Source organism: uncultured Aquabacterium sp., from assembly GCF_913773725.1.
GTDB lineage: Bacteria > Pseudomonadota > Gammaproteobacteria > Burkholderiales > Burkholderiaceae_C > Aquabacterium.
In genome coordinates this window covers 45,736-63,980 of record NZ_CAJYGK010000160.1, presented here as the reverse complement: position 1 = coordinate 63,980, position 18,245 = coordinate 45,736, and the positions used below count along the sequence as shown (strand labels likewise).

The 18,245-nt window shown below is 69.0% G+C and carries 17 protein-coding genes; 7 read left to right on the top strand and 10 right to left on the bottom strand.

The features are described 5' to 3' along the window. Positions 1-14: 14 nt before the first annotated feature. The 3 genes from QZ709_RS19955 to QZ709_RS19945 form a co-directional block, all read right to left on the bottom strand. The gene (locus tag QZ709_RS19955; protein ID WP_294639413.1) at positions 15-860 is read right to left on the bottom strand and encodes a DUF1365 domain-containing protein; all 846 of its coding nucleotides are present in this window, start codon (positions 858-860) and stop codon (positions 15-17) included. Further along, positions 860-2,272 carry an NAD(P)-binding protein gene (locus tag QZ709_RS19950; protein WP_294639289.1) on the bottom strand — a complete coding sequence of 471 codons (1,413 nt, stop codon included), beginning with the start codon at positions 2,270-2,272 and terminating at the stop codon, positions 860-862. The genes QZ709_RS19955 and QZ709_RS19950 overlap by 1 nt, the downstream gene beginning before the upstream one ends. Before the next feature lie 138 nt (positions 2,273-2,410). Continuing rightward, complete coding sequence (locus QZ709_RS19945; RefSeq protein ID WP_294639412.1) at positions 2,411-2,983, bottom strand: glutathione peroxidase; 573 nt, start codon at positions 2,981-2,983, stop codon at positions 2,411-2,413. A 190-nt stretch (positions 2,984-3,173) separates the two neighbouring features. On the opposite strand from QZ709_RS19945, the gene QZ709_RS19940 reads away from it, so the two are divergent. Then, positions 3,174-4,175 (top strand): MerR family transcriptional regulator, encoded by a 1,002-nt coding sequence (locus QZ709_RS19940; RefSeq protein WP_294639288.1) that lies wholly within the window; start codon positions 3,174-3,176, stop codon positions 4,173-4,175. A gap of 152 nt (positions 4,176-4,327) precedes the next feature. Here QZ709_RS19940 and QZ709_RS19935 read toward each other — a convergent pair whose 3' ends face one another. Then, a complete protein-coding gene (locus QZ709_RS19935; protein WP_294639287.1) occupies positions 4,328-4,894 on the bottom strand; it encodes an FxDxF family PEP-CTERM protein in 567 nt (188 codons plus the stop codon). Positions 4,895-5,103: 209 nt separating this feature from the next. On the opposite strand from QZ709_RS19935, the gene QZ709_RS19930 reads away from it, so the two are divergent. Next, entirely contained in the window at positions 5,104-5,922 is an 819-nt protein-coding gene (locus QZ709_RS19930; RefSeq protein ID WP_294639286.1) for a Crp/Fnr family transcriptional regulator, read from the top strand. A 27-nt stretch (positions 5,923-5,949) separates the two neighbouring features. On the opposite strand, the gene QZ709_RS19925 is transcribed toward QZ709_RS19930, so the two are convergent. The 4 genes from QZ709_RS19925 to QZ709_RS19910 all read right to left on the bottom strand — a co-directional run bounded on the left by QZ709_RS19925 (position 5,950) and on the right by QZ709_RS19910 (position 11,576). Continuing rightward, entirely contained in the window at positions 5,950-6,990 is a 1,041-nt protein-coding gene (locus QZ709_RS19925; RefSeq protein WP_294639285.1) for a CaiB/BaiF CoA-transferase family protein, read from the bottom strand. Continuing rightward, a complete protein-coding gene (locus QZ709_RS19920; protein WP_294639284.1) occupies positions 6,987-9,137 on the bottom strand; it encodes a 3-hydroxyacyl-CoA dehydrogenase NAD-binding domain-containing protein in 2,151 nt (716 codons plus the stop codon). The genes QZ709_RS19925 and QZ709_RS19920 overlap by 4 nt, the downstream gene beginning before the upstream one ends. A 17-nt stretch (positions 9,138-9,154) precedes the next feature. Further along, positions 9,155-10,360 (bottom strand): acetyl-CoA C-acetyltransferase, encoded by a 1,206-nt coding sequence (locus QZ709_RS19915; protein ID WP_294639283.1) that lies wholly within the window; start codon positions 10,358-10,360, stop codon positions 9,155-9,157. Between the two features lie 61 nt (positions 10,361-10,421). After that, positions 10,422-11,576, bottom strand: coding sequence for an acyl-CoA dehydrogenase family protein (locus QZ709_RS19910; RefSeq protein WP_294639282.1), 1,155 nt, complete (start codon positions 11,574-11,576; stop codon positions 10,422-10,424). 291 nt (positions 11,577-11,867) lie between these two features. Between QZ709_RS19910 and QZ709_RS19905 the strand changes: the two genes are divergently transcribed. The 3 genes from QZ709_RS19905 to QZ709_RS19895 all read left to right on the top strand — a co-directional run bounded on the left by QZ709_RS19905 (position 11,868) and on the right by QZ709_RS19895 (position 14,759). Next, positions 11,868-12,560 (top strand): TetR/AcrR family transcriptional regulator, encoded by a 693-nt coding sequence (locus tag QZ709_RS19905; protein WP_294639281.1) that lies wholly within the window; start codon positions 11,868-11,870, stop codon positions 12,558-12,560. Positions 12,561-12,629: 69 nt separating this feature from the next. Then, positions 12,630-14,363 carry a cation:proton antiporter gene (locus QZ709_RS19900; RefSeq protein ID WP_294639280.1) on the top strand — a complete coding sequence of 578 codons (1,734 nt, stop codon included), beginning with the start codon at positions 12,630-12,632 and terminating at the stop codon, positions 14,361-14,363. Positions 14,364-14,369: 6 nt separating this feature from the next. After that, the gene (locus QZ709_RS19895; protein WP_294639279.1) at positions 14,370-14,759 is read left to right on the top strand and encodes a YkvA family protein; all 390 of its coding nucleotides are present in this window, start codon (positions 14,370-14,372) and stop codon (positions 14,757-14,759) included. Positions 14,760-14,763: 4 nt separating this feature from the next. On the opposite strand, the gene QZ709_RS19890 is transcribed toward QZ709_RS19895, so the two are convergent. Further along, the gene (locus tag QZ709_RS19890) at positions 14,764-15,480 is read right to left on the bottom strand and encodes an anti-sigma factor (protein WP_294639278.1); all 717 of its coding nucleotides are present in this window, start codon (positions 15,478-15,480) and stop codon (positions 14,764-14,766) included. A gap of 11 nt (positions 15,481-15,491) precedes the next feature. Then, complete coding sequence (locus QZ709_RS19885) at positions 15,492-16,055, bottom strand: sigma-70 family RNA polymerase sigma factor (protein ID WP_294639277.1); 564 nt, start codon at positions 16,053-16,055, stop codon at positions 15,492-15,494. A gap of 137 nt (positions 16,056-16,192) precedes the next feature. Here QZ709_RS19885 and QZ709_RS19880 point away from each other — a divergent pair, with 137 nt between their 5' ends. Both QZ709_RS19880 and QZ709_RS19875 read left to right on the top strand, forming a co-directional pair. Further along, positions 16,193-17,056 carry a M90 family metallopeptidase gene (locus QZ709_RS19880; RefSeq protein WP_294639276.1) on the top strand — a complete coding sequence of 288 codons (864 nt, stop codon included), beginning with the start codon at positions 16,193-16,195 and terminating at the stop codon, positions 17,054-17,056. A gap of 53 nt (positions 17,057-17,109) precedes the next feature. After that, positions 17,110-18,135, top strand: coding sequence for a diguanylate cyclase (locus QZ709_RS19875; RefSeq protein WP_294639275.1), 1,026 nt, complete (start codon positions 17,110-17,112; stop codon positions 18,133-18,135). Positions 18,136-18,245: the final 110 nt, after the last annotated feature.

Below are 18,245 nucleotides of genomic sequence, written 5' to 3'. Positions count from 1 at the left end.
GGTGGTGGTGCGGTTCATGGTGTGCGCGGTCCTTGGGGGCTCGGTGCAAGCGGGCTCGGGGTCAACGGGCCGGAGACGAAGTCGGCGGGCGGCTGCTGCGGCTTGCTGTGGAAGGGCACGCGCTTGAGCCACAGCTTCAAGGCCTGCCAGTGGATGCGGGCGATCACGCCCCAGGTCATCAGCGGCCAGCGCCAGATCGCGCGGCGCACGGCCTGGTGCGTGAGCGGCTCGAGGGCCCCGCTCAGCGCCGTCTGGATCAGGGGGCCGGCCTCGTCGTCGTGGTCGACGCGGGCGATCAGGCGCGTGGCGGTGCGCATGAAGCGAAAGCGGTAGCCGCCCTGCAGCGCACAGAACGGCGAGACGTGGAAGACCTTGACCGCGCGCTGCTCACGCCCCCAGCCAAGCTCGGTGCCATGCAGCAGGTAGCAGTGACGCTCGCCGAAGGTGTTGTTGACTTCGGCCACGATGGCATGCAGGGCGCCGTCGGCGCGGTGCGCATACCAGAAGCTCACTGGCTTGAAGGCATAGCCGAGCACGCGCGGGTAGGTCTGCAGCCAGACCTCGCCCTGGGCCAGTGCCTCGTCCCACAAGCCGGCCTCGCGCAGCAGCGCATCGACCCACGCGAGGGCGTCGTCGCGGCCATCGCCGTGGTCGCGATCGTGGAAGCTGAGCCAACCTGGGGCGTTGCGCCGCACGGCAGGATCGGGTTGCCGAGCCAGCGCGCGCAGCGGCAACATCCAGAAGTAGTTCGGGTAGGCAAAGGCATGGCGCGCCGGACGCAGGCGGGTGTGGCGCACCTGCCCGAAGCCAATCAGCGGGCGCACCATGCCGACGACGTCACCGACCTGGCCAGCGGACATCATGCCGCCCGCTCCCGCGAGGCGGGCTGCCCCGACCCGGCAAGATAGGCTGCCGCCAGGGCGCTGGCTGCCAGAGGGTCGGTCAGGCCCTCGCGCGCCAGCAGACTGGCCGCCGCATGCATCCCGGCCTTCAGGCCATCCTCATGGAAGCCATAGCCGGCCCATGCGCCGGCGAACCACAGGCTGCGCCGGCCCTGGATACCCGGCAGGGCGGCCTGCGCATCGATGGCGGCCTGATCGAAGACGGGATGGGCGTAATCGAACTCGGCCAGCACATGTGCCGGATCCGGCTCGCGCAAGGGGTTGAGCGACACGATGACCGGCTGGCTCCAGGGCAGCGGCTGCAGGCGGTTGATCAGGTAGTGCAGACACACGCCGCGGTCTTCGTCTGCGAGGGTGGCCGCCCGCTCGTAGTTCCACGCCGCCCAGGCTTTGCGCTCGCGCGGCAGCATCCGGGTGTCGGTGTGCAGCACGGCCCGGTTGCGGTGGTAGCCGATGGCACCCAGTACGGCGCGCTCTTCCGGTGTGGCCCCCGCGCCGAGCAGCGCCAGCGCCTGATCCGAATGGCAGGCCAGCACCACCTCGTCGAATCGCTCGCTGCCCGTGGCGGAATGCACCATCACGCCTGCCGCGCCGTTCTCACCCAGCGGGGTGACGCGCTCCACCGGCGTGGCCAGGCGCGCATCGCCCAGGCCTTCGAGGATGCGCTGGACATACTGCCGCGATCCGCCTTTGACCGTGAACCACTGAGGCCGGTTCACCACCTGCAGCAAGCCGTGGTTGTGGCAGAAGCGGATCAGCGTGGCAATGGGGAACTGCATCATCTGCTGCACCGGGCATGACCAGATGCAGGCCACCATGGGCAACAGGTAGCCTTCGCGGAAAGCAGGGCCGAAACGGTTCTCGTCCAGGAACGCCCCGATGGGCTGGCGCAACGCCGCTTCGGAGCCCTGCAGCGCCAGCGCGGTCGTGAGCCGGTTGAAGCGCAACAGGTCGGACAGCATGCGCCAGAAGGCCGGGGACACGAGGTTGCGCCGCTGCGCGAACACCGTGTCGAGCGACGAACCGCACCACGCCAGACCGGGACGCAGGCCCGCCAGGCCCTGCGCAGCCTCGGGCACCTGCACCGAGAACGACATGTCGGAGGGCGCGGTCTCCACCTTCAGCTCGCCAAACAACCGGATCAGGTTGAGGTAGGTGCGCTCGTTGAAGACGAGAAAACCGGTGTCCACCCCATGGGTGACCGGGCGGCCCGCAGTGTCCGGCAGCGTCACATCGACCGTGTTGGCATGACCACCGAAGTGGCGCCCCGCCTCGAACAGCGTGATGTGGCGCGCCCCGGGCGCCTGGGAGAGGCGGTGGGCAGCGCCCAGGCCGGCGATGCCGGCACCCACGATGGCGATGCGTTTCATGAGGATCCTTGTGTGGCGTTGGACACGGGGAAACGACCCCTCGCTCCGGCGATTAAATTACCAATTGGTCGTACTATAACTGATTGGTATATTTTGTGCGCACTACTGGCGTGGCGGCCTTGCGGGAGCGGGGCTGCGTCAGCGCTCCTGACTCAGCAGGCGCTCGATGTCCTGGACAAAACCCTTGTCCTCGGGAGACGTCATGCTGCTGTAGGCGGTCACGGTGCGCCCGTCGCGTCCCACGAGGTACTTGTAGAAGTTCCACTTGGGCGTCGTTCCGCTCAGGGCAATCAGTTCCTTGTGCAACGGATTGGCCTCGCTGCCCCGCACATGGCTCTTGGCGAACATCGGGAACTTCACACCGTACGTATTGGTGCAGAACTCGGCGATGTCCTTCGACGAGCCCGGCTCCTGGTTGCCGAAATCGTTGGACGGAAAGCCAAGCACCACCAGGCCGCGGTCCTTGTAGCGGCTGTACAGGGCCTCGAGTCCCTTGTACTGCGACGTGAAGCCGCAGTAACTCGCCGTGTTGACCACCATCACGACCCGGCCGGCGTACTGGCACAGGGACTGCGGCTTCTCGTCTTGCAGGCGCGGGAAGGTCTTGTCCAGCAGGGCGGGACAGGCGGGCGCCGCCGAAGCACCGGGCTGCACGACGCCTGTCGCGCGTGCAGGCAGGGCCGCCGTGAGGCAGACCCCGATCCACAGCATGGGCAGAAAAGCACGTGGCGTCATGTTGTCGTCCTTTTTGTCTTGGTCAAAATGACCGCTTCGGCCTATATTAGCCGTGCGACCAACCCCCGGCAACCCGCTGTCCAGCCCCGCTGAGCACTGCACACGGTTTGTCGAGCCTTGGATGTCCTGTTTGTACGCCGCCTGACCGGAACTGGATGCAGCCCTCATGAACCGCCCCCTGATGATGTCGATCGCGGCCGTTGAACGCGACACCGGTCTGAGCAAGGACACGCTGCGCATCTGGGAGCGCCGCTACGGCTTCCCCGACCCGGTGCGCGATGGCCAGGGTGAACGCTGCTACCCCATGGACCAGATTGAGCGGCTGCGGCTGATCAAGCGGCTGCTGGACGTGGGGCACCGCCCCGGGCGCATCGTGACTTTGCCCACCGATGATCTGCAGGTGCTGGCCGACCGCAGCGCAGACGCCCAGGGCCTCACCCGGCCGTCTGCCCCCCACCCCGCTGCCCCCTCGCCGGATGCGGCGGTGCGCTGGCTGCCCGGCGTGACTTCGGGCCATGGCCCGAGACAGGACGCCTGGCTGACCGTGGCGCTGAACAAGGTGGACCGCCATGACCACGTCGGCCTGCGCCACCACCTGCGGCACGGCCTGACGACCGCCGGCCTGCTGGCCTTCGTGACGGACATGGCGACCCCTTTGATGGAGCATGTCGGAGAAGGCTGGCTGCGCGGCCGCTTTCAGATTGCTCAGGAGCACTGGGTCAGCCAGCTGGTTCAGCAGGCGCTGCAGGGCGGCCTGATGGCGCTGCCGGAGCCCTCGCCGGCCGCCACGCCCCGCGTGCTGCTGAGCACCCTGCCGGGCGAACTGCATGCGCTGGGGTTGCTGACGGTGGAGGCCGCCTTGAGCGCCTGGCAGGCACAGCCCATCAACCTCGGTGCGCAAACACCGTTGTGGGACCTCGTGCACTCGACGGCTTCCCACCGCGCCGATGTGGTGGCCCTGGGTTTCAGTCCGGCCGCGCCCGCCGCACTGATTCAGGATCTGCTGCCTGAACTGCGCGCCAAGCTGCCGGCCTCGGTCGCCCTGTGGGCGGGAGGACGCCACCCCCTGCTGGCGCGCCGCCCCATCCCCGGTGTGACGGTGGTGAACGACCTCCCGACCCTGGCCGGGACGCTGGAAGCGTGGCGCCAGGCACGCCGGGTCGGCTGAACGAAAAAATGCCTGCCACGAAACGAGTCCGTGGCAGGCCAGTCACCATCCCATCGCCAACCTGCCTCAGGCCCGCGCGAGATGATGGTTTGGGCGCGCGCCCGCCGATGCTTTAGCAGGCACGCACCCAGGCTCTGGTTGTGCGGGGGGCGTCAGACCGATGCGTTGTCCGTCACGCGGCGGCGCTTGAACAGCGCCACGCCGACCAGACCCAGGCCGCCGAGGGCCATGGCCAGCGACTCGGGTTCCGGCACCGGTGCAGCGGTGATTTCCATCGAGTACGAACCCAGCACGCCCGGTCCCTTGCCCACGGCGTAGCCTTCGATCGTCAGATAGAAGTGCGAGGTCGGGGTGTAGAAGGTGTCGACGCTCAGACCGTCGGCCGGGCCGGCACCCGGAGTGGGCGTACCGGACCACAGCAGGGCGCCGGTGTGCGAGTAGAAGTTGACCGCAGCATGGCCCAGGTTCGTCAGCACCGACGCGAAGTCGATGTCCTTGACGTCCTTGAACTTCAGCTCGGTGAACGCCCAACCCACATCGGCCTGCTGGTCCGGAAAGGTCACCGGATCGAGGTAGTAGTCGTAACGCTGCATGAAGTAGCCCGGATTCGTGAACGTGGCGCTTGCCTTGTTCACTTCATAGGCCACGAGGGTGTCGGCCGAGGCGGCCACAGCAGTCAGGGACAGGATGGCGGCCGCAGCCAAGGAAGACAGTTTCATAAAGACTCCCGGTTTAGGAAAAGGTTGAAGGTCAACGCCATGCGACCGGTGACAGATCGCACGTTTTGATGCTGCGGTGCACCCTGTTCCATGTCATTGCGAATCCGCAACCGCGACCTCGCCCCCCCGGGAATGAAGGGCCGGCAACCGTGTCACAGGGGATGCAAAACGACGGCCCGATGTGACGATTTGGTCGAGCACGTAACGGCGTGAAAGACCTTCGTTCGCGCACCGATTTCATGGCCCACTACGGCCCGAGAGGTCCGATGCCATCGGCCTCGACCCGCCTCACAGGAGCCCCCATCGTGACCGCCTTGCCGCCGTCTCTGCGCGCGCTGCCCAGCGCCCTGCGTGACCCGATGCCGGGCTGCGCGACCTGCGCAAACCGGCCGACCTGCCTGTTCACCCGCCTGGGCGACAGCCCCACGGCCGCCACCGTGCGCGCCGCTGTGGTCCACCGCCCGCTGCCGCAGGGGACGCTGGCCACCCGACAAGGACAACCGGGGTTGCGGGTGCAGGTGGTGCGGCACGGCACGGTGAAGCTGCAAAGGCAGCATCCGAATGGTCACGTCCGCATCATGCGGCTGCTGGGGCCGGGTCAGGTGTTCGGGCTCGAGTCGCTGCTGAACGAACCCTACAGCCACGATGCCGCGGCCGTGGGCCATGCGGCCCTGTGCTCGGCCCCCAGCCAGGCGCTGCTGCGCTGGGCGGATCACGATCCCCAGGCCTACGCCAGCCTGATGCACCACTGGAAGGCCAGCGTGGACCAGGCCGACTTCGTCATCGACAGCCTGTCGACGGGCACCGCGCGCGAACGCGTGCTACGGCTGCTGCAGCACCTCGCGCGCCACCGTCCCGACGGCGGATTCATGGCGCCATCGCGTGCCGACATGGGGGCCTTGCTGGGGCTGACCACCGAGACGGCGAGCCGCACCATGGCTGCGTTCGCCCGAGAAGGACTGCTGCTGGAACGCCAGGGCGTGATGTACCTGCGCACCCCGCATCCCGCCGACGCCGACGCGGCCTGAGCGCGGCCCCGCCCGCCGCCCCGCGTGTCAGCGGACAGAACGCCAGATCGCGCTCGACGCTCCCGCCAGCGCAGGGTGGGAGTTGGCTTCATCCAACGTCAGCACGGGCGTGACGCAAGCGTCGGCCTGCTCGAAACGCGCGCACCAGTGGGCCAGCGTGTGCGCCCCGATCAGGTCAGCGACCTCCGCGCGCAAGGCCGAGCAATCGGGCGATCCCGGGAAGGCGCCGCGCTGCCAGTGGCGATCGACCCAGTCGGGCCGCTCGAACACATCGCAGGCGACCCGCCAGAACTTGTGCTCCAACGCACCGACGGCCAGGTGCCGCCCATCGGCGGTGGCGTAGACGTGGTAGCAAGGCAGGCCTCCATTGAGCAGGTCCTCGCCCGGTCCCGGGCGGCGACCCAGGCCGGGAGCAAGCAGCGTGCCGGTCGCCCGTGGCATCACGAGGTGTGCATGCAGCGCATGCGTCATGCTGACGTCGACGTGCCGCCCCCGGCCGCTGCGGCCCGCAGCCCAGACCGCCGCCAGCACCGCCACGACGGCCATTGACGCACCGCCCGCCAGATCCCCCCATTGCACATTGGGCTGCGCGAGCTCACCGGTGGGAGCGCGTGTCTGATCCAGCACGCCGGACAGCGCCATGAAGTTGAGGTCGTGTCCCGCCTTGCCCGCCCAGGGCCCGTCCTGCCCGTACCCGGTGATGGACACCATCACCAGCCGCGGATTCCGCGCGTGCAGCGTGGCCGCGTCCAGCCCCATGCCGGCCAGCACGCCGGGACGAAAGCTGTCGAGCATGACATCGGCCGTGGCGAGCAGATCGCGCAGGCCGTCGAGGTCTTCGGCCGAGCGGAAATCGACACGCCGGGACGCCTTGCCCTCGTTCAATGCGGTGAACAAGGGTGGCAGCGCCCGGGCCGGGTCGCCCTCGGGCGGCTCGACCTTGACGACCTCTGCACCCAGGTCCGCCAGCATGCGCGAACCGAACGGCCCGGGCAGGTTGCGGCTCAGGTCGACCACCGTCAGGCCGTCGAGCAGTGTGTCGAGGCCCGCCCCGGCCATCGCGCTCATGCGGCGCCCTCGAACAAGCGGCCCTCATCGGCCATCTGCACCACACAGGCCGCAGGCTCAAAACGTGAGCCATACCGCTGCGCCAGCTCCCGAGCCCGCTCGACAAAGCGCGCCGGACCCACCGCGTTGATGAACTGCAGCGCGCCGCCGTGGTGCGGCGCAAAGCCCCAGCCGAAGATCGAGCCGATGTTGGCATCGGCCACCGAGCGCACCACGCCCTCTTCGAAGCAGCGTGCCGCTTCGTTGGCCTGGGCGTAGAGCAGCCGGTCCACCAGCTCGGCCTGAGCGGGCTGGTCGTCACGCGGCGGGTACAGCGTGGTCAACGCAGGCCACAGGCGCTTGTCCTTGCCGCTGTAGTCGTAGAAGCCCTGGCTGGCCTTCTTGCCGACGCGGCCATGCGTGCCCCCCACATTCACCAGCACCGCATGGGCCGGGTGCACGGGCACCGGCTTGCCTTCGGCTTCCAGGTCCTTGCGGGTCTGCTCGGCAATGTGCAGCGACAGGCTCAGCGAGACCTCGTCCTGCAGCGCCAGCGGCGGCATCGGCATGCCGGCCTTGAGCCCGGCCACCTCGATCGAGCGCGGGTGCACGCCCTCGCCCAGCATCGCAATGCCCTCCATGATGTAGGTGGCGAACACGCGCGAGGTGTAGAAGCCGCGTCGGTCGTTGACCACGATGGGCGTCTTGCCGATCTGGCGCACATAGTCGAAGCCGCGGGCGAGCGTGGCGTCGCTGGTCTTCGCACCCACGATGATCTCGACCAGCGGCATCTTGTCGACCGGCGAGAAGAAGTGCAGGCCGATGAACTGGTCCGGCCGGACACTGGCCTCGGCCAGGCCGGTGATGGGCAGCGTCGAGGTGTTGGACGCATACACCGCCGTGGCCGGAATCACCGCCTCGGCCTGCTCCGTGCAGCGGGCCTTGATGCCCCGGTCTTCGAACACGGCTTCGATGACCAGATCGCAGCCGGCCAGATCTTCATACCGCGTGGTGGGCTGGATGCGGGCCAGCAGCGCGTCGCGCTTGTCGGGCGTGCTTTTGCCGCGTGCGATGGCCTTGTCCAGCAGGCCTTGCGAATAGGCCTTGCCCTTGTCGGCCTGCTCGATCGTGGTGTCCAGCAGCACCACCTCGATGCCGGCCTTGGCCGACACATACGCAATGCCCGCGCCCATCATGCCGGCGCCGAGGATGCCGACCTTCTTCACCGTGGACTCCGGCAGACCGGCCGGGCGCGACTGGCCCTTCTTGATGGCGTTGAGCTGGTGCCACAGCGTGCCGATCAGGTTGCGGCTGGTCTGCGAGACGACGCAGGCGGCGAAGTAGCGCGACTCGATCTGGCAGCCGGCGTCGAAATCGAGCAGGCCGCCTTCGAACAGGCAGCTCATGATGTGGGTGAGCGCCGGATGGTTGCCGTGCGCCTTGGCATTCGCCATCGAGGGCGCAATGGCCAGCACCTGCACCACCGCCGGGCTCTTGCTGTCGCCACCGGGGATGCGGAAGCCCTTGGTGTCCCACGGCTGCGTGGGCTTGGGGTTGGCGCGACACCAGGCCCTGGCCTGGGCGAGCAGATCGTCACGGGTGGCGGCCAGCGCCGTGACGAGGCCCATCTCCAGCGCTTTCCGGGCACCCAGTTCCTTGCCCTGGGTGATGAGGTCCATGGCCTTCTGAATGCCCACCAGCCGCAGCACACGCTGCGTGCCGCCGCCACCCGGCAGCAGGCCCAGCTTCACTTCGGGCAGGCCGAGTTTCAGCTTCAGGTCGTCCAGCGCGATGCGGGCGTGGCAGGCAAGCGCCAGCTCCAGGCCGCCGCCCAGCGCCGTGCCGTTGAGGGCGGCCACCACAGGCTTGCCACAGGTTTCCATGCGGCGCAGCAGGCGCTTGAGGTCTTCGCACAGCGCGAAGGCTTCTTCGGCCGTGCAGATCTGGGCGAGCTGGTCGATGTCGGCGCCCACCACGAAGGTCGGCTTGGCCGAGGTCAGCACCAGGCCCTTGAGCGTGGCGTCGGTTTCCAGCTGGTCCACCAGCCGGGCAAAGGGTTCGAGCAGCACCGGGTTGAGCACGTTCATCGCGCGGTCCGGCATGTCGAGGGTCACGAGGCCGATGCCGTCGGCGTCCACCTCGAGCGTGAAGGCGTTGTTCTGGATCATGTGATGAGCCTTTCCGTTCAGACGCGTTCGATGACGGTGGCGATGCCCATGCCGGCACCGATGCACAGCGTGGCCAGCGCGGTGGCCTTGCCGGTGCGCTCGAGTTCATCCAGCGCGGTGCCGAGGATGATGGCGCCGGTGGCGCCCAGCGGGTGGCCCAGCGCGATGGCGCCACCGTTGACGTTGACGCGGTCCAGCGGCACGCCCAGGTCGCGCGCCGTCTTCATCGGCACGGTGGCAAAGGCCTCGTTGATCTCCCACAGGTCGATGTCGCCCGGCGTCATGCCGAGCTTGTCGAGCGCCTTGCGACAGGCCGGCGTGGGGCCGGTCAGCATGATGGTGGGCTCGGAGCCGATGACGGCACACATGCGCACGCGGGCGCGCGGCTTGAGGCCTGCCTTGTCACCGGCCTGCTTGCTGCCGAGCAGCACCAGCGCCGCGCCATCGACGATGCCCGACGAGTTGCCGGCGTGGTGCACGTGCTGGATCTGTTCGAGGGTGGTGTACTTGTCCAGCGCGGTGGCGTCGAAGCCCATGTGGCCCATCATCTCGAACGACGGGTTGAGCTTGGCCAGCGTCTCGACCGAGGTACCGGGGCGCACGGTCTCGTCGCGGTCGAGCAGCAGCAGGCCGTTCAGATCGTGCACGGGCACGACCGACTTCGCAAAGCGCCCTTCGGCCTGCGCGGCGGCCGCACGGCGGTGGGATTCGGCGGCATAGGCGTCGAGCTCGGTGCGGCTGAAGCCTTCCAGCGTGGCGATCAGGTCGGCGCTGATGCCCTGCGGCACGAAGGCCGTGCCGGTGTTGATGCGCGGGTCCATGACCCAGGCGCCGCCGTCGCTGCCCATGGGCCAGCGGCTCATCGATTCGACGCCGCCGGCCACGACCATGTCTTCCATGCCGGACATGATCTTGGCGGCGGCCAGGTTCACCGCCTCGAGGCCCGAGGCACAGAAGCGCGACAGCGTCACGCCGGCCACCGTCTGGGCCCAGCCGGCATCGAGCACGGCGGTGCGCGCGATGTCGGCGCCCTGCTCGCCCACCGGCGTCACACAGCCCAGCACCAGGTCATCGACCAGACGGGTGTCCAGCTGGTTGCGCTGTTCCAGCGCCTGCAGCAGCGTGCGCAGCAACCACACCGGCGTGGCCTGGTGCAGGCTGCCGTCCTTCTTGCCCTTGCCGCGCGGCGTGCGCACGGCGTCGTAAACATAGGCTTCGGTCATGAGGGTTCCTCGGCTCCAGAATTTCGTGGGTGAACTCGGTCTCTCGGGCGGATGCACCGCCTCACAAGAAGCGGGAAGCCAGTTCCTTCATGATTTCGTTGGTGCCGCCATAGATGCGCTGCACGCGCGCATCGGCCCACACACGGGCGATCGGGTACTCGCGCATGTAGCCATAGCCGCCGAACAGCTGCAGGCATTCGTCGGCCAGCTTGAACTGGTGCTCGGTCACGTAGTACTTCAGCAGCGCCGCACGGTCCACGCCCAGCTTGCCCTGCAGGTGGGCCACCACGGCCGCATCGGTCATGGCCTGGCAGGCCAGCAGCATGGCCTGGCATTCGGCCAGCTTGAAGCGGCTGTTCTGGAAGCTGAACACCGGCTTGCCGAAGGCCTTGCGCTCCTTGGTGTAGGCCAGCGTCTCCTTCATCGCGAACCGCATCGCGGCCACGCCGGCCAGCGCCACGATCAGGCGCTCCTGCGGCAGTTCCTGCATCAGCTGGAAGAAGCCCTGCCCCTCGGTGCCGCCCAGCAGGTTTTCCTTCGGCACCACCATGTCGTCGAAGAACAGCTCCGAGGTGTCCTGCGCCTCCATGCCCAGCTTGTCGAGGTTGCGCCCGCGGCGGAAGCCCCGCACCTCGTCGGTCTCGACCACCATCAGCGACACGCCGTGCGCGCCCTCGTCCTTGTTGGTCTTGGTGACCACGATGACGAGGTTGGCCAGCTGCCCGTTGGTGATGAAGGTCTTGCTGCCGTTGATGCGGTAGGTGTCGCCCTCGCGCAGCGCCAGCGTGCGCACGCCCTGCAGGTCCGATCCGGTACCCGGCTCGGTCATCGCGATGGCGCCCACCAGCTCGCCCGTGGCCAGGCGAGGCAGCCAGCGGCGCTTCTGCTCCTCGGTGCCGTAATGCAGGATGTAGGGCGCGACGATACCCGAATGCAGCGAGCCGCCAAAGCCGCTCTGGCCGGCCGCGCCCTGCGCCAGGATCAGCGCGGCCTCGTGCCCGAAATCGCCACCACCACCGCCGTACTCCTCGGGGATGCCGGCGCACAGAAAGCCCTGCTCGCCCGCCTCGCGCCAGGCGGCGCGGTCCATCATGCCCTGCGCGCGCCAGGCCTCGTCACGCGGCCCCCATTGCTCGGTGAAGAAGCGGGTGGCCGAGTCGAGCAGCATCTGGTGTTCGTCGGTCATCCACGGGGCGGCAAAGCAGTCGATGGTCATGGTGTCTCCTGAAGGTCGGGCCGCGCAAGGCGGCGTTGTGCAGGCCCCCACCGCAGGGCCGTCGCGCAGGATCAGTAATCCTGATTACCGATCTTTCGGCGGCGTACGGGGGGGGGGGCGTCGGGATGCCGCTGCGACACGTGTGTCGCAGGCGATCCCTTTGTAATCGGGTTTCTGTCGGCTTTCGATCTTGGTGACTTGCCACGAGCTGGGCAAGAGGCAGAACCCCTTTTTCTTCATACAGTCGTTCATTTGGTAAGATGAATTTCCGTTGTGGAACGCCGTCTTGCCATGAAGTCCCCCGCCGCTGCTGCCCCCGACACCGGGCGCGCCTCCCCGCCGTCCGACGCGGACGACCGCCGAGCGGCCCTGGCCCGCATGCGCCCCGAAACCCTGGGCCGCATCGAGAAGGCGGTGCTGTCGCTGTTCTCGCAGCGCGACTTCCATGAGGTGAGCCTGCTCGACGTCGCCAAGGCCGCCAACGTGTCGCTGCAGACCATCTACAAGTACTTCGGCAGCAAGGAAGTGTTGGTCTACGCCATGCTCGACGTGATGCTGGGCCGGTTGGCCGAGCGCATGATCGACCACCTGCAGGGCATCGACGACGCGCGCGAGCGGCTGCGCAAGACCTGCTGGGTCACGCTCGACTACATGGACAAGCATCCGGCGGTGATGCTGTTGCTGTTCACCGCTGTGCCGGTCTCGCGCCACCGCCACATCCGCGTCTATGAAAGCCCCGAGCTGATGGGCGCCTTCCTGGGGGTGTTCAAGGACGGGCAGGCGCGCGGGGTGCTGAACAACCAGGTGTCCCACAAGGTGCTGCTCGACGTCTTCATGGGCATCGTGGGGCGCGTGGTGCTGATGCACATCGTGCGGGGCGAGCAGCAGCCGCTGGTGGCCCAGTTCGACGCGCTGTTCGGCATCCTGTGGCGGGCAATGTCCATGCCGGATGAGCGGCCGGGGCACACGGCCTCCCCCACCTGACGCGTGGTGTTCCTAGAATGAGCCGGGGCGCTGCCCCGACGGACCGGGAAACGCACAGGAAAGGACCGCATGCTCCATGACGTCTCGCTGATCTCGACGCTGGCCGCCGGCTTCGCCCTGGCCCTGGCAATGGGCTTTGTCGCCTCGCGCCTGAAAGTGCCGCCCCTGGTCGGTTACCTGCTGGCCGGCGTGGCCATCGGCCCGGCCACACCCGGCTTCGTGGCCGACGTGCACCTGGCCAGCCAGCTGGCCGAGATCGGCGTGATGCTGCTGATGTTCGGTGTCGGCCTGCACTTCTCGGTGGCCGAGCTGCTGGCCGTGCGCAAGGTGGCCGTGCCGGGGGCCATCGTGCAGATCGCCGTCGCGGTGGCGCTGGGCTTTGCGGCGGCCCACGCCTGGGACTGGTCCGTGGGCGCCGGGCTGGTCTTCGGCCTGTGCCTGTCGGTGGCCAGCACCGTGGTGTTGCTCAAGGCGCTGGAAACCCGGGGGCTCGACGAAACCGTCAACGGGCGCATCGCGATCGGCTGGCTCATCGTCGAAGACCTCGTCATGGTGCTGGTGCTCGTGCTGCTGCCAGCGTTCGCACCCATGCTGGCGGCGACGGCCGACAGCGCTTCCGCGGCCGCCCCGCCCGACCTCGGCTCGACCATTGCCCTGACGCTGGCCAAAGTGGTCGGCTTCATCGCGCTCATGCTGGTGGTAGGCCGGCGGGTGTTCCCGCGCATGCTGTGGTGGGTGGCACGCACGGGCTCGCGCGAGCTGTTCACGCTGTGCGTGGTCGCCAGCGCGGTGGGGGTCGCCTACGGTGCAGCGCGTCTGTTCGACGTGTCCTTCGCGCTGGGCGCCTTCTTCGCCGGCATGATGATGCGTGAGTCGGCCTACAGCCACCGCGCCGCCGACGAGTCCCTTCCGTTGCGCGACGCCTTCACCGCGCTCTTCTTCGTCTCGGTCGGCATGCTGTTCGATCCGGCGGTGCTGTGGACCTCACCGGGCAAGCTGGCGCTCACCGTCGGCATCATCGTCGTGGGCAAGACCTTTGCAGCCGTCGCCCTCGTGCTGCTGCTGCGCTACCCGCTCAGCACGGCCCTGACGGTCGGCATGGGGCTGGCACAGATCGGCGAGTTCTCGTTCATCCTGGCGGGCCTGGGCATGTCGCTGCAACTGCTGCCCAAGGAAGGGCAGGACCTGATCCTGGGCGCGGCCTTGCTGTCGATCGCGCTCAACACCGCGCTGTTCGCGGTGCTGGAGCCGCTGCGGGAATGGCTGGGCGAGCGCTCGGCCCTGGCCCGCCGCCTGGGTGCCCGCGACGACCCGCTGGCCGAGTTGCCCACCACCGTCGATGCAGCCCGCCTCACGGGCCACGTCGTGCTGGTCGACCACGGTGAGATCGGCCAGCGGATTGCGGCCCTGCTGCATGCCGATCAGGTCCCCTTCGTCGTCGCGGACGGCAACCGGGCCGTGGTCGATCAACTGCGGCGTGACGGGGTGCCCGCGGTGGCCGGCGACCCGACCGACCCCGCCGTGTTGATCCAGGCGCACATCGCCCGTGCATCGGTGCTGCTCGTGACAGGCGACGACACGCTGCGCGCACGCCGCATGGTCGACATCGCCCGCCAGCTGAACCCGACCATCCAGGTCCTGTTGCATGGCGCCAGCGAAGACGAGGCGGCCCTGCTGCGCGAGGCCACCCAGGGCACCGTGTGCGTCCCGTCGGCCGCGCTGGCCGACGGCATGGCCGCCCAGGTGCGCAGCTGGATGCGGCCCACATCCCCACGCGCCCATGGCGCCCCCATCGGAAGTTGAACCGCCATGAGCCTGTTCGCTCGCCTGCGCACCTGGGCCCGCCGCATGAAGCGCGATGTCGCGGTGGTGTGGTTCGCAGCCCGTGACCCGCGCACCCCCAAGAGCGTGCGGCTGCTGGCCCTGGCCGTCACCGCCTACGCCCTCAGCCCGATCGACCTGATCCCCGATTTCATTCCGGTGCTGGGTTACCTGGACGACGTGATCCTCGTGCCGCTGGGCATCTGGCTGATCGTGCGCCTGTTGCCCGAGACGGTACTGGCCGATGCCCGAGCCCGCGCGGACGCCCTCACCGATCGGCTGCCGCGCGTGGCCGCCATGGCCGCGCTGTTCATCCTGGTGTGGTTGGCAGGCGCAGCGGCGTTCGGCTGGTGGCTTTGGCGCCAGCTGGGCGCCTGAGCCACTACAAGGTCAGCGCCCGTCCCACAAACAGGATGGGGCCGGTCGGCCGCCCCACCGGCGAACCGCCTTCGGGTTCCAGCGTCAGCTCGAACAGCTGGCGCGCTCCCAGCCCGGGCAACTGCGCAGCCGGCCACTCCACCGCCTGCCCGGCGGACACCAGCCCGAGCGAGGTCGGGCGGGCCGCACCTTCCGGCTTGGTCCAGAACTGCAGCGTCTTGCCGGGCGGCAGCGCCGGGGTCCGGCCGACGGGCACCAGCCGCACCCGCCCGCCGGCGACGGCCTCCACCACCCAGCCTGCCTCGCGCTCACCCGGCGCCTGGAGCACGACCAGGTAGCGCGGCCCGGCGGCCTCTTGCTCCTGCACAAGCTGCAGCCCCAACAGGCTGCCCAGCACCAGCGACGCCGCCACGCCGCAGCCCGCGGCCCACCGCCAGAAGCGCAGCGAACGCCAGTTCGGGTCGTTGGCCGCCCGTGCGCCCGCCGCAGCCGGCACCGTCCGCTCCACCCGTTGCAGGATGCGCGGCCACACCTCGCTGCGCACCCCCATCGGCAGCACATGGGCATGCAAGCCCAGCAATCGATCCTGCCAGCCATAGACCTCCGCCTGCAGCGCCCGGTCGGCCGACAGCCGCTGCTCGAAAGCCTCTCGCTCCGGCGCACTCAGGGTGCCCAGCACGTACTCACCGGCATCGGCAATGCGTTCCACCTGCTCGTTCATCGTCCGCCCCTTCATGCCAGACAGGCCCGCAGCGCCACCAGGCTGCGCCGGATCCACGATTTGACCGTGCCGACCGGCCGCCCCACGCGCCGGGCGATCTGCTCGTGCGTGTAGCCTTCGACATAGGCATCCACCACGCACTGACGACGCGTGGCATCCAGCTGAGCCAGACAACGGTCCAGCGCCAGGTCATCCAACGGACCTTCGTCCGACTCCTCCAGCACGGTGTCGGCGAAGTCGGCCGGCTCGGATGACACGGGGGCCGTCCGCAGCCGGCGCACCTCATCGAGCGCGCGATGCCGGACCACGGTGTAGATCCAGCCCCGGCCCGAACCCAGCGTTCGCTGGAAGCTCCCCGCCCGCTGCCAGATCTGCAGGAACGCCTCCTGCAGCACGTCGTGCGCCAGATCGCGGTCCCGCACGATGCGCATGGCCACCGCCAGCAGCCAGCGGCACTCCCGCTCGTAAATGGATTGCAGGGCGAAGCGCTCACCCCGGGCGCAGGCCTCCAGCGCGGCCTCGTAATCGAAGTCATCGGCGCCTGACACGGCAGCACCGAAGGAGGATTCGGACATGAGGACAGGGCGCATGGCGGGCTTTCGGCTCGGTGGGGGCACGGTGTTGTCGCTACGCGGCCCCTGCGCCCCCGGATGCAGCCGGACACCCCCCGATCGCGGGGTGAAGAGGCGTCAGGTAGCATCCCGAACAAGCCATGCCCCTGCTGCTGTTTGCCCTCACCGCCCTGGTGCTCATCGTGCTGATCGGCCGCCCGCTGTGGGTCGCCCGGCAGCGCCGCCACCTGCGTGCTCAACCCATGCCGCCGTTCTGGCTGCGTGTGCTGCAGCGCCGCGTCCCCCTCGTCGCCCGGCTGCCTGCCGCCCTGCAGGCCGACCTGCATGCCCGCATGCGCGTCTTCCTGGCCGACAAGGCCTTCATCGGCTGCCGTGGCCTGGAGGTCACCGAAGAGATGCGCGTCACCGTGGCGGCCCTGGCCTGCCTGCCCATCCTCGGCCGCGACGAGACCGATTACGACCGGGTGCGCCAGATCCTGCTCTACCCCGACGCCTTCCTCGTCCGGGTGCGCCACCAAGACCGCGATGGCGTGGTCTTCGACGGCGAGGAAGCCCGCGCCGGCGAGTCCTGGCACGAAGGCCAGGTCGTGCTGTCCTGGGCCGACATTCTGGACAGCGCGGCCGTGCCGGACGACGGCTACAACGTGGTCATCCACGAGTTCGCCCACCAGCTCGACGACGCCCACGGCCTGAGCACCGACCTGGAACTGGACACGCCGCCACACGCCTGGGCAGCCGTGCTGGGCGCAGCCTACCGGCGCCTCGTCGAGGCGGCCGACCAGGGCGACGACACCGTCACGCTGCTCGATCCGTACGGCGCGACAGACCCGTGCGAGTTCTTCGCCGTTGCCAGCGAGGCCTTCTTCGAACAGCCCGCGCGGCTTGCCGAGGACGACCCGGCGCTGTACGCACAGTTGCAGCGCTTCTACCGCCTTGATCCGGCGCGGTGGGCGCCGGACGCCCCGGCAGGGGCCAGCCCCGCTGACCGCGTGGCTTCCACTTGAGTTCCGGCGCCGCATGGCCGATAAGCCGGACAGACACCGACTGCCTGACTGCCATGCCCACCGTTGCCCTTGACACCGCCCTGAGCCCGGCCGAAGCCGAACGCCTGGAGGCCTTGCACGACCAAGCCATCCTGGACACGCCCCCGTCACCGGACTTCGATGCCCTGGCCCGCCTGGCCGCGCAGGCCTGCGACGCCCCCGTGGCCGGCATCGGCCTGCTCGACCGCGACCGGCTGTGGTTCAAGGCCCGCGTCGGCGCCCTGCCAGCCCAGCTGCCGGCGTCGGTCTGCCTGGCCGAAGAAACCGCGCAAGCCCTGGGCGGTCTGCTGTGCGTGCCCGACCTGAGCGACGACAGCCGTTTTCAGATGCACCCGGTTCGCACGGCCTGCCCCGAGTGGCGCTTCTACGCCGGCGCCGTCATCCATGACGAGGCCGGACATGCGCTGGGCGTGGTCTCCGTGGCCAGCCCGGAGGCCCGCCAGCTGGATGCAGGCCAGCGTCAGGCCCTCGCCGACGTCGCGCGGCTCGCCTGGCACGCCATCGACGCCCACGCGCAGCGCCGCACCCTGGCGCGACAGGCCATCACCGATCCGCTCACGGGACTGGCCAACCGCGCCCACTTCGACCAGGCCCTGAACGTGGAACTGGCCCACGCGATGCGCCGCGGCGAACCCTTCACCGTGCTCGTGATGGACCTGGACGGCTTCAAGGAGATCAACGACGGCTTCGGCCATGCCGCCGGGGTCGACGTGCTGCGGGCCGTGGCCGAACGCATCCAGGCCCAGGTGCGCACCGGCGACGTGGTCGCCCGCTTCGGCATCGACGAGTTCGGCGTGGTGATGCGCCATGGCGGTCGCGACGATGCCCAGGTGCTCGCGCGGCGCATCGTGCGCGCCGTGGCCAGCCCGATCACCCTGAGCTCGGGTGACACGGTGGGCGTGGGCATCTCGGTCGGCATGGCCGCCTACGACGACGACATCGAGAGCGTGCGCACCCTGCTGGCCCAGGCCGACCAGGCCCTGTTCGAGGCCAAGCGCCAGAACGAGAAGCGCTGGAAGATGTTCATGGGCCTGAGGTGAAACCCGCCCCCGCAGGCAGGGCGGTGGCGTCGCGTGATGATCCCTGCCCCCGGGTCACCCATTTTGACAACGTGTCGTTTCAAATATAGAGTCCGGCTCGAAGTCCTCGT

Excerpts from the sequence above, each read along its gene's own strand:
- QZ709_RS19955 (WP_294639413.1), bottom strand. The coding sequence starts at position 860 with ATGTCCGCTGGCCAGGTCGGTGACGTCGTCGGCATGGTGCGCCCGCTG.
- QZ709_RS19950 (WP_294639289.1), bottom strand. The coding sequence starts at position 2,272 with ATGAAACGCATCGCCATCGTGGGTGCCGGCATCGCCGGCCTGGGCGCT.
- QZ709_RS19945 (WP_294639412.1), bottom strand. The coding sequence starts at position 2,983 with ATGCTGTGGATCGGGGTCTGCCTCACGGCGGCCCTGCCTGCACGCGCG.
- QZ709_RS19940 (WP_294639288.1), top strand. The coding sequence starts at position 3,174 with ATGAACCGCCCCCTGATGATGTCGATCGCGGCCGTTGAACGCGACACC.
- QZ709_RS19935 (WP_294639287.1), bottom strand. The coding sequence starts at position 4,894 with ATGAAACTGTCTTCCTTGGCTGCGGCCGCCATCCTGTCCCTGACTGCT.
- QZ709_RS19925 (WP_294639285.1), bottom strand. The coding sequence starts at position 6,990 with ATGAGCGCGATGGCCGGGGCGGGCCTCGACACACTGCTCGACGGCCTG.
- QZ709_RS19920 (WP_294639284.1), bottom strand. The coding sequence starts at position 9,137 with ATGATCCAGAACAACGCCTTCACGCTCGAGGTGGACGCCGACGGCATC.
- QZ709_RS19915 (WP_294639283.1), bottom strand. The coding sequence starts at position 10,360 with ATGACCGAAGCCTATGTTTACGACGCCGTGCGCACGCCGCGCGGCAAG.
- QZ709_RS19910 (WP_294639282.1), bottom strand. The coding sequence starts at position 11,576 with ATGACCATCGACTGCTTTGCCGCCCCGTGGATGACCGACGAACACCAG.
- QZ709_RS19905 (WP_294639281.1), top strand. The coding sequence starts at position 11,868 with ATGAAGTCCCCCGCCGCTGCTGCCCCCGACACCGGGCGCGCCTCCCCG.
- QZ709_RS19900 (WP_294639280.1), top strand. The coding sequence starts at position 12,630 with ATGCTCCATGACGTCTCGCTGATCTCGACGCTGGCCGCCGGCTTCGCC.
- QZ709_RS19895 (WP_294639279.1), top strand. The coding sequence starts at position 14,370 with ATGAGCCTGTTCGCTCGCCTGCGCACCTGGGCCCGCCGCATGAAGCGC.
- QZ709_RS19890 (WP_294639278.1), bottom strand. The coding sequence starts at position 15,480 with ATGAACGAGCAGGTGGAACGCATTGCCGATGCCGGTGAGTACGTGCTG.
- QZ709_RS19885 (WP_294639277.1), bottom strand. The coding sequence starts at position 16,055 with ATGTCCGAATCCTCCTTCGGTGCTGCCGTGTCAGGCGCCGATGACTTC.
- QZ709_RS19880 (WP_294639276.1), top strand. The coding sequence starts at position 16,193 with ATGCCCCTGCTGCTGTTTGCCCTCACCGCCCTGGTGCTCATCGTGCTG.
- QZ709_RS19875 (WP_294639275.1), top strand. The coding sequence starts at position 17,110 with ATGCCCACCGTTGCCCTTGACACCGCCCTGAGCCCGGCCGAAGCCGAA.